Genomic DNA, 1,285 nt, shown 5'->3' with positions numbered 1-1,285 from the left:
TGGCGTGTCCCCCGTGAGCCGGTCCGGGTTGTTTTAGAGTCCTGATTGCCCTGATGAGGGCGGAGAAGGGACGATGAAGAACATGGCAGGACGCAAGCGTCACTCGGCGGAGGACATCGTGCGCAAATTGCGCCGGGCCGATGAGTTGGCCGCGGAAGGCAAGACCGGCGAGGAGATCGCTGCCGATCTCGAGGTGTCGGCGGCCACGTTGTACAACTGGCGCCGCCAGTACGGCGGTATGGACGGCGACGCCGCGAAGGAACTCAAAGAGCTGCGCGAGCAGAACAGCCGACTCAAGCGGCTGCTCGCCGATGCCGAGCTCGAGAAAGACGCGCTGCGGGAGATCGCCAAGGGAAAATTCTGAGCCCGACCGCCAAACGCGCCGCCATCGACATGCTCAAGGACGTCAAGAACATGTCAGAACGCATGGCGTGCAAGGTAGTTGGGCTTTCCCGTTCCGCCTATCGACGGCTGCCGCAAGCGCACACCCCGGCCGACCCCGACGCCGCACTGCGCGAGCAGCTACGCACGTATGCCCGCAAGAACCCCCGGCACGGGTTCCGGCGCGCGTGGGCACACCTGCGCTTCGACGACGGCATCGAGATCAACAAGAAGAAAGTGCATCGGTTGTGGAAAGAAGAGGGCCTGCAAGTGCGGCGCGCTCGGCGCCGCAAACGCGCCGGCCAGTCATCGGTCCCGGTCGTTGTCGCGGACGCACCGAAAGTGGTGTGGGCATTGGACTTTCAGTTCGATTCCACCGTGGATGGGAAGAAGATCAAGATCGCGTCCATGGTTGACGAACACACCCGGATGTCGTTGCTGAACATCGTGGACCGCTCGATTCCGGCTGAGCGGTTGATCGAGGAGTTGGAGAAGACGTTCGCGATCTGGGGTGGCCCGCCGATGGTGCTGCGCATGGACAACGGCCCTGAGTTCATCTCAGAAGCCCTGCAGGCGTTCTGTGCAGGGTCGGTCGGGATCTCCTACATTCCGCCCGGCACACCGTGGAACAACGGGTTCATCGAGTCGTTCAACAACCGGTTGCGCGACGAGTGTTTGAACCGCAACTGCTGGCCCACACTGATCGAGGCCCGCGTGGTCATCGACGACTTCAAAGACGACCACAACCACCGACACCGGCACTCAGCGCTGGGCTACCAAACGCCGGCCGAGTACGCTGCCGGATGCACCCACCAACATCACCCCGTGGGCTGCGAGATCGACTGACGATCACAACAAGGAACTGGCTCTAGAACTGCCTGGACCGGTTATCGGGGACCTGCCA

General features: G+C 62.6%; 1 protein-coding gene. It reads left to right on the top strand.

Going from position 1 to position 1,285, the window contains the following annotated elements:
• Positions 1 to 82 precede the first annotated feature (82 nt).
• Positions 83 to 1,227, top strand: a protein-coding gene (locus tag GOACH_RS22975) for an IS3 family transposase (protein WP_373279128.1) whose coding sequence is annotated in 2 segments (ribosomal slippage) — positions 83 to 350 and positions 350 to 1,227 — 1,146 coding nt in all. Because the reading frame shifts where the segments join, the coding sequence is not laid out codon by codon here.
• The last annotated feature ends 58 nt before the right edge of the window (positions 1,228 to 1,285 follow it).

The sequence above is a fragment of the Gordonia aichiensis NBRC 108223 genome, from assembly GCF_000332975.1.
Classification (GTDB): domain Bacteria; phylum Actinomycetota; class Actinomycetes; order Mycobacteriales; family Mycobacteriaceae; genus Gordonia; species Gordonia aichiensis.
The sequence above is the reverse complement of the archived record's forward strand: the minus strand, read 5'-3'. Positions and strand labels throughout refer to the sequence as shown.